The sequence below is a fragment of the Photobacterium sp. 1_MG-2023 genome (assembly GCF_030547945.1).
Lineage (GTDB): Bacteria > Pseudomonadota > Gammaproteobacteria > Enterobacterales > Vibrionaceae > Photobacterium.
Window position 1 is genome coordinate 25106 of sequence record NZ_JAUORR010000036.1, and the last position, 8693, is coordinate 33798.

Consider the following 8693-nt stretch of genomic DNA (forward strand, 5'->3'; position numbering starts at 1 on the left):
TTAAATCAACATCACTTTCAGATGCGTCTCAACAACAACAACACAATCCACCAAGGAGAACTAGAATTTACAGAGGTTCTCACTGTTTTATTGATGACAACAATATCAATCCAATGCGATGCAACCTAATTTACAACATTTCGAAACAAATTGACTACAGGAAAATATAAACAACTGTTTAAAAATTAATCAAATCATTGATTGGTATGTATTAAGTTACTTTTGCCATGCATCTGATGTCATCACAATGCATTAACATGAAAAGTTGACTAAAGAGTCAAGTAAATCCAGAATTGACTCATAGGTCAGATCATGAGCCTGTGAGGAGGTCACTTGATTACGTTTTTGCTAAACCAGGAAGTTCGGGAAGAAGAACATCTCTCCCCAAACATGACGGTACTGAATTATCTGCGTACCCATGTTCATAAAACAGGCACCAAGGAAGGTTGCGGCTCCGGGGATTGCGGTGCATGTACCGTTGTGCTGGGCGAGCTTGTTGATGGCAAGCTGCAATATCGCTCAGTCAATTCCTGCCTGACTTTTGTTTCTTCTCTCCATGGGAAGCAGTTGATCACCGTTGAAGATCTGCAGTCGAAAGACAAGCAGCTTCACCCGGTTCAGCAGGCCATGGTGGAATATCATGGCTCCCAGTGCGGTTATTGTACGCCGGGCTTTATTATGTCGATGTTTGCCCTGAGCAAAAATAAACCGGCTGCCGATAAAGAAGATGTCATGGAAGCGCTGGCCGGAAACCTGTGCCGCTGTACGGGCTACCGCCCGATTGTCGATGCTGCTCTGTCACTGAGTCAGGAAGCGCAACTGATGGATCAGTTCTCTGCTCTGGAACAGGAAACCGTTGCCAGACTGTCAAAAATCAATCTGTCCAATGCCACTTTGAAACACGACGGCCAGTATGGTTTCTCACCGACATCCTCAGAAGAATTGGCGAACCTGCTTCTGACCCACCCGGATGCACGGATGGTTGCCGGTGGCACCGATCTGGCTCTGGAAGTCACTCAGTTCCACCGTCCGATTGATAAGCTGATTAACGTTGGCCTGATCAGTGATATGAAGATCATGACAGAGACGGAAAGCAGCATCGAAATTGGTGCCAACCTGCCGATTTCTGACTGCTATGCCACACTTGAAAAGTACTATCCGGATTTCGGTGAATTACTGCATCGCTTTGCATCACTACAGGTGCGAAATCAGGGCACGCTGGGCGGTAATATTGCAAACGCCTCCCCGATTGGTGACAGCCCGCCGCTGCTGATTGCACTGAATGCACACATCGTGCTTCGTCGCGGCAATGACCGCCGCACCATGCCGCTGGAAGATTACTTCATCAGCTATAAAGTCACGGCGCAGCAGCCCTCGGAATTCATTGAAAAAGTGATTGTGCCTAAGCCAGTCATCGGCAGCGATTTCCGTGCCTATAAACTGTCGAAACGTCTGGACGACGATATCTCGGCGGTGTGTGGTGCATTCAACATCTCCCTGAGTGATGACGGCAAAGTTGCCGATGCACGCATCGCATTTGGCGGGATGGCTGCCGTACCCAAACGTGCCGACAGCTGTGAAGCGGCACTGGTTGGCCAGCCATGGAATCTTGCAACGGTGAAACAAGCCATGGCAGCGCTGGCGGAAGACTTTGAGCCATTGTCTGACTTCCGTGCCAGCAAAGAATACCGTGCTCTCACGGCTGCCAACATGCTGCACCGTTTCTATCTCGAACAACAGTCCAACGGCCAAATTGAAACAAGGGTAACTGCTTATGTCTAGTCATCACCAGAATCCATTGAGTCACGATGAAATGGTGGCGAAATTCGCGCAGGATCTCACCACTGGCGTTGGTAAAAGCGTGAAGCATGACAGCGCAACAAAACAAGTGACCGGTGAAGCCATTTACATTGACGACCGGCTGGAATTTCCGAACCAGCTGCACGTCTATGCCCGTACCAGTACGTATGCGCATGCAAAAATCAACAAGCTGGATGTCAGCCCTTGTTACGCGTTTGAAGGCGTTGCGATCGCGATTACCAGCAAAGATGTCCCGGGACAACTGGACATCGGACCCGTGCTGCCGGGCGATCCACTGCTGGCTGATGGCATCGTAGAATTCTACGGCCAGCCGGTGATTGCCGTCGCAGCGGATGACATGGAAACCGCGCGCAAAGCCGCTCAGGCGGCCATCATCGAATACGAACCACTGGAAGCCGTATTGGATGTTGAAGAAGCGTTGGCGAAAAAACATTTCGTGTCCGGCAGTCACCAGCACAAACGGGGCGATTCTGAAAACGCGCTGTCAACCGCCAAGCATGTGCTGGAAGGTGATCTGCACATCGGTGGCCAGGAGCATTTCTACCTGGAAACTCAGGTTAGCTCCGTGATGCCGACTGAAGACGGCGGGATGATCGTCTATACCTCCACGCAGAACCCGACAGAAGTTCAGAAGCTGGTTGCCGAAGTACTGGGTGTGCCGATGCATAAAGTCGTCGTGGACATGCGCCGCATGGGCGGTGGTTTCGGCGGGAAAGAAACGCAGGCTGCCAGTCCGGCGTGTCTGGCCGCTGTGATTGCCCGTCTGACCGGTCGTCCGACGAAGATGCGTCTGCCCAGGATGGAAGATATGACCATGACGGGTAAACGCCACCCGTTCTATAACCAGTACAAAGTTGGTTTTGATGACAATGGCCGAATCCACGGCATTGATATTACCGTGTCGGGGAACTGTGGTTACTCTCCTGACCTGTCGAACTCCATTGTTGACCGGGCAATGTTCCACTCCGATAACGCGTATTATCTGGGGGATGCAACAGTGACCGGGCATCGCTGTAAAACCAACATTGCTTCAAACACCGCATACCGTGGCTTTGGTGGCCCTCAGGGCATGATGACCATTGAGCACATCATGGATGAGATCGCACAGTATCTGGGCAAAGATCCGCTGGATGTCCGTAAAGAAAACTACTACGGCCATGAAGATCGCAACGTCACCCACTACTACCAGACCGTCGAGGATAATTTCATCCACGACATTACTGAGCAACTGGAAGCCAGCAGTGACTACAAAGTGCGCCGTCAGGCCATCGCAGCGTTCAACAAAACCAGTCCGATTCTGAAGAAAGGTCTGGCACTGACACCGGTGAAATTCGGGATTTCCTTCACGGCAACCTTCCTGAATCAGGCGGGTGCACTGGTACACATTTATACCGATGGCAGTATCCACCTGAACCACGGCGGGACCGAAATGGGTCAGGGCCTGAACACCAAAGTGGCGCAGGTTGTCGCGGAAGTCTTTCAGGTCGATATTGACCGGATTCAGATCACGGCAACGAATACGGATAAAGTCCCGAACACCTCGCCGACCGCCGCATCCTCCGGTGCCGATCTGAACGGTAAAGCGGCGCAGAATGCCGCACTGACCATCAAGCAGCGCCTGATCGATTTCGCCTGCAGTCATTTCAAAGTGACACCGGAAGAAGTCATCTTCAAAAATGGCATGGTTCAGGTACGCGAGAACTTCCTGTCTTTTGAAGAACTGATCCAACAGGCCTATTTCAATCAGGTCTCACTGTCGAGCACAGGTTTCTACCGCACGCCGAAGATTTACTACGATCATGAGAAAGCCCGTGGCCGTCCGTTCTACTACTACGCCTACGGCGCAGCCTGTGCGGAAGTGGTGCTGGATACGCTTACCGGTGAGTACAAAATCCTGCGCGCAGACATCCTGCATGATGTGGGTGCATCCCTGAACCCGGCCATTGATATCGGCCAGATTGAAGGTGGATTCATTCAGGGTGTTGGCTGGCTGACCACAGAGGAACTGATCTGGAACGATCAGGGTCGCCTGATGACCAGTGGCCCGGCAAGCTACAAGATTCCGGCCATTGCGGATATGCCGATTGATTTCCGCACCCAGCTGCTGGAAAACCGCAGCAACCCGGAAGACACCGTCTTCAACTCGAAAGCTGTGGGTGAGCCGCCGTTCATGCTGGGGATGTCCGTCTGGAGTGCGATTAAAGACGCCATCCGTGCTGTCGCAGAACCGGGGACACTGGTGAAACTGGATACGCCAGCCACCCCGGAGCGTGTGCTGTGGGCCATCAATGAAGTACAGCCTTCGCAGGCGCAACCTTTCCTGAGTCGCAGAAAAAATGCGCCAGAGAAAACAGCAACACCGGAAAAAACCCAGTAAACCGCTGGCATAGCAGTAACTGGCGGGTCTCCCCTGACCCGCCTGATGAGGAAAGCGCAATGTTTAAAGACAACTGGATTCATGCTCTGGCGGAACTTGATCAACGGGGAGAACCTTGTGTCATGGTGACAGTTCTGGCCGAACGGGGCTCTGTTCCACGGGATGCCGGAACCAAAATGCTGGTGACCCGGCATGAGATCATTGCCACCATTGGTGGCGGCCATCTGGAGCACAAAGCCATCAAAATGGCCCGTGAAATGCTGCTGACCGGTGATCGTCATCCCAGAGTGGAGCACTTCAACCTGGGTGCCAGACTCGGCCAGTGTTGCGGCGGTATGGCCACACTCAGCCTGGAGCCCATCGGGCAGCAACAGCATCATCTGGTGTTGTTTGGTGCCGGTCATGTTGCCAAAGCCCTGATCCACATTGTCAGTACATTGCCTTTCCGCGTGACCTGGATCGACCAGAGAGACAGCGAATTTCCTGCCGAGCTGCCACTGGGTGTGACCAAGCTGGTCTCTGACGATCCGGTCGGCGAAATCCGGGATATGCCAAAAAACAGCTATTACCTGGTCATGACTCATAATCATCAGTTGGATTTTGAGCTGGCGAGAGAAATTCTCAACAGAAATGATATGGCATATTTTGGCATGATAGGGTCGCTGACCAAGCGGAAGAAGTTTGATTATCGACTGTCACAGCGCGGCTTTGACGACGCCACCGTGCGTCGGATGGTCTGCCCGATAGGGATTGATGCAGTGAAAGGCAAGCACCCGGCTGAAATTGCCGTGTCGGTTGCCGGCGAACTGATCGCCCATTATCAGGGCGAGCCCATTGCGGATAAACGTGAAGCCGACGCTGCTGCCACAGCATCTGATGACAACCTCGATCATCAAGTCGCCTGATCGCGATAAAACGAAGGATATTGAAATGACAACACAACGCACAGCGTATCGCTCCGCGATTTTACACAGCATTGACGACCCGCATGAAGTGGGCCTTGAAAACAGCTTTGAGTTTTTTGAAGACGGCGTTCTGGTTGTCGAAAACGGCCACATCATCGATTTAGGCCCTGCGGAGGCCGTTCTGGCTCGCCAGCCCGATTCACTTGCGGTGACGGAATATCAGCATAAACTCATCACGGCCGGATTTATTGATACTCATATCCATTATCCGCAAACCGGGATGATCGCCTCTTACGGCGAACAATTGCTCGACTGGCTGGAAAACTACACCTTCCCGGAAGAGCTCAAGTTTAAAAACCCGGTGTATGCCCGTCAGGTGGCCAACATTTTCCTGAATGAACTGGCAAGTAACGGAACAACAACCGCGCTGGTTTTCGGCACCGTGCATAAAGAATCCGTCGACGTTTTCTTTGAAGAAGCACAGAAACGTCAACTGCGGATGATTGCCGGAAAAGTCCTGATGGACCGCAATGCACCGGATTATCTGACCGATACGCCAGAATCCGGTTATCAGGATTCGAAAGCCCTGATCGAAAAATGGCACAAGACGGACCGTCTGCTCTATGCCGTGACGCCTCGTTTTGCGCCCACGAGCACAGACGAACAGCTTGCAACTGTGGGTCAGTTACTGGAAGAGTACCCGGATGTGTACATGCACACCCACCTTTCTGAAAACAAAAAAGAAATCGACTGGGTGCTGGAGCTCTTCCCGGATCGCGACACCTATCTGGATGTTTACGACCATTACAAGCTGCTCAAAAAGCGGGCTGTATTTGCGCACGGCATTCATCTGACTGACTGTGAATGCCAGCGTCTGGCAGAATCCGGTTCTGCGATTTCGTTCTGTCCGACGTCAAACCTGTTCCTCGGCTCGGGTTTGTTTAACCTGCCGAAAATGGAACACCACGGCGTGCGCGTCGGTATGGGAACCGATGTCGGTGCGGGCACCAGCTTTTCGCTGCTGCAAACCATGAGTGAAGGTTACAAAGTGCTGCAGTTGCAGCAGCAAAAACTACACCCATTCAAGTCGCTGTATCTGGCAACGCTGGGCGGTGCGAAAGCACTGTATCTGGACGATAAAATCGGCAACCTGGAACCCGGGAAAGAAGCTGATTTCGTGGTTCTGGACCTGCATGCAACGCCACTGATGTCCTTCCGGATGCAACAGGCGAAAACGCTGGAAGAACAACTCTTTGTGCTGATGAGTCTGGGTGATGACCGGACGGTCAGCAAAACCTTCGTCTACGGCGAAAAAGCCTATGATGTCGAAGCGCCAACCGAACCAGAAATGGTAACAAAGAAAAAAGCGAGCTAAAAACTCGCGTCTCCACAATGCGTCTATCCTTGCCCGTCCCCCGGTATTCACGTCTCAACCGCCGAGGACGGGCGTTTTTTTATCTGCTCAACGCAGAAAATTACAACACCTGATGCGGCCCGAAACACTCATAGTGCATTTGCGACGTGCTGACGCCTTTTTCCTGTAGCTGTCTGGCAATAAATTGCATGAACCCAACCGGACCACAGAAATAAAAATCCGTTTGTTGCCAGTCAATCGTGCCTTCAAGCTGTGTCAGATCAATCAAACCTTCGAAATCAGCTTCAATCCCCTGAGGCTCACGGTACCACACGTGACGAGTCATCAGCGTTGATGCCGCCGTCAAAGATTCCACATGCTTCTTGAATGCGTGATGTTGATGGTTGTCTGCCGCATGTAACCAGTGAACCGGGGCCTGATGGGTCTCTTGCAACGACTCAAGCATCGACAGCACCGGGGTCAGACCGACACCCGCAGAAATCAGTGCAACGGGTTTTCGGGCATCCGAACGGAAGAAGAAATCACCGGACGGTGGCGCAAGCTGTACTTTATCGCCAACTTTCAGGTGATCGTGCAGATAAGCCGACACACGTCCCTGCGATTCGCGCTTCACAGAAATCCGATACGTCTTCTGCTGAGGTGCGCCTGACAAGCTGTACTGACGAATCTCCTGATATTCAAAATGTGCGGGTTTGAGGTAAATACCGATGTACTGGCCGGGCTGGTACGCCGCAACAGGCTGGTCATCTGTGGGCATCAATTCAAAACTGGTAATTCCCTCGCTTTCCCGCGTTTTGGCAACCAGTTCAAATTCACGTAATCCGCGCCAGCCGCCGGTTTTAGACTCACTTGCCTGATAAATCGCTTCTTCCCGGTCAGTAAAAACTTTCGCCAGAACACCGTATGCCTCTGCCCAGGCATCCAAAACGGCCTGACCCGGTGCAAACATCTCATCGATTGTGCCCAGTAAATGCTCGCCAACAATGGCGTACTGCTCGGCAGTGATATTGAAACTGGCATGTTTCTGCGCAATTTTTTCAACCACTGGGAGCAAAACTTCCAGGTTATCAATGTTGGCTGCATAGCCGTACACCGCGTTAAATAACGCCTCTCGCTGACGACCACTGTCCTGATGGGTCAGATTGAAAATATCTTTCAGTTCAGGGTGATGGGTGAACATCCGGTCATAAAAATGCGCGGTAAGTTTCGGGCCGGTTTCGGCCAGCAGCGGTGCGGTAGATTTCACGATCTCAATGGTGTTCTGACTCAGCATAGTGATTCCCTTAAACATGTATCTGTAATGCATGTTTTAAAGTTGTATCTGAAATATATCTTTCAGTCAATAAAGGAATTACAATGCCCTTCAACGAAATGAGGGAAAACCGTGCAACTGACCAACTTTACCGACTATGGCCTTCGGGCACTGATCCTGCTTGGGTCCTTGCCAGACGGGGAATTAACCAGCATCACTCACGTCAGTGAGACTTTTGCTGTGTCCAGAAACCATATGGTGAAAATAGTCAATAAACTGGGTCAGTTGGGCTATGTGAAAACAGTGCGCGGGAAGAACGGGGGAATCTGTCTGGCCAGGCCAGCCGGAACCATCGTGATTGGCCAGGTGGTTCGTGATTTAGAGCCGCTGCAAGTCGTGAATTGCGCACCGGAGTTCTGTCACATCACCCCGGCCTGCCGTCTGAAAAACCATCTGGCCAGAGCCAAAGAAGCCTTTCTGGCTGAACTGGACGAATGCACCATTGCCGATATGCTGACCGACAATGATGCATTGTTGATATTGTTGGCGCGGCCGCTGGATTGAACACCCCCTTCGAACATCAGATGAAGCGTGATACTGATTGATTTTCATGACTCACTGTTGTTGCCGAATCATCTGAATAATAAATTCTTCTGGTGTTTCAAACTCTGTGATTGATGGATTCCCGCCTGCGCGGGAATGACGAATTTGAGTGTTTTCGATGTGTAGTGATTTATTATCAAATATGCATTACGATTCTGAGGAGAATATTAAAAAACAGATATCACTCTAAATATTCGTTATTAAAACAACAGACAACACCCTGAAAAATCACCATTAAAATAGACAAGTGACTTTCTTAAATAACGTCATTCCCGCGCAGGCTGGAATCCAGTGACGTTGATGCGATGGAGCCTCGTCTAAGTGCTGTGAACGATGCCACAGAATGACCTGAACCATGTT

General features: G+C 51.2%; 6 protein-coding genes. 5 read left to right on the plus strand and 1 reads right to left on the minus strand.

Annotated elements, in window-relative coordinates:
• The first annotated feature begins 333 nt into the window (after nucleotides 1-333).
• The 4 genes from xdhA to guaD are packed head-to-tail and all read left to right on the plus strand — an operon-like array spanning nucleotide 334 to nucleotide 6478.
• On the plus strand, nucleotides 334-1782 hold the full coding sequence (gene xdhA, locus Q4579_RS20840) for a xanthine dehydrogenase small subunit (protein ID WP_303566733.1): 1449 nt from the start codon (nucleotides 334-336) through the stop codon (nucleotides 1780-1782).
• The gene (gene xdhB, locus Q4579_RS20845; RefSeq protein WP_303566734.1) at nucleotides 1775-4198 is read left to right on the plus strand and encodes a xanthine dehydrogenase molybdopterin binding subunit; all 2424 of its coding nucleotides are present in this window, start codon (nucleotides 1775-1777) and stop codon (nucleotides 4196-4198) included. The genes xdhA and xdhB overlap by 8 nt, the downstream gene beginning before the upstream one ends.
• A 59-nt stretch (nucleotides 4199-4257) precedes the next feature.
• Entirely contained in the window at nucleotides 4258-5103 is an 846-nt protein-coding gene (gene xdhC, locus Q4579_RS20850; protein WP_303566735.1) for a xanthine dehydrogenase accessory protein XdhC, read from the plus strand.
• Between the two features lie 25 nt (nucleotides 5104-5128).
• Nucleotides 5129-6478: a guanine deaminase gene (guaD, locus tag Q4579_RS20855; protein ID WP_303566736.1), complete on the plus strand. Its 1350-nt coding sequence runs from the start codon at nucleotides 5129-5131 to the stop codon at nucleotides 6476-6478.
• A 100-nt stretch (nucleotides 6479-6578) separates the two neighbouring features.
• Here the strand turns inward: guaD and hmpA are convergent, their stop codons facing one another.
• Nucleotides 6579-7751, minus strand: coding sequence for an NO-inducible flavohemoprotein (hmpA, locus tag Q4579_RS20860; RefSeq protein ID WP_303566737.1), 1173 nt, complete (start codon nucleotides 7749-7751; stop codon nucleotides 6579-6581).
• Nucleotides 7752-7862: 111 nt separating this feature from the next.
• Between hmpA and nsrR the strand changes: the two genes are divergently transcribed.
• Nucleotides 7863-8294, plus strand: a complete 432-nt coding sequence (gene nsrR / locus Q4579_RS20865; protein WP_211647901.1) for a nitric oxide-sensing transcriptional repressor NsrR — start codon at nucleotides 7863-7865, stop codon at nucleotides 8292-8294.
• Nucleotides 8295-8693 lie beyond the last annotated feature (399 nt).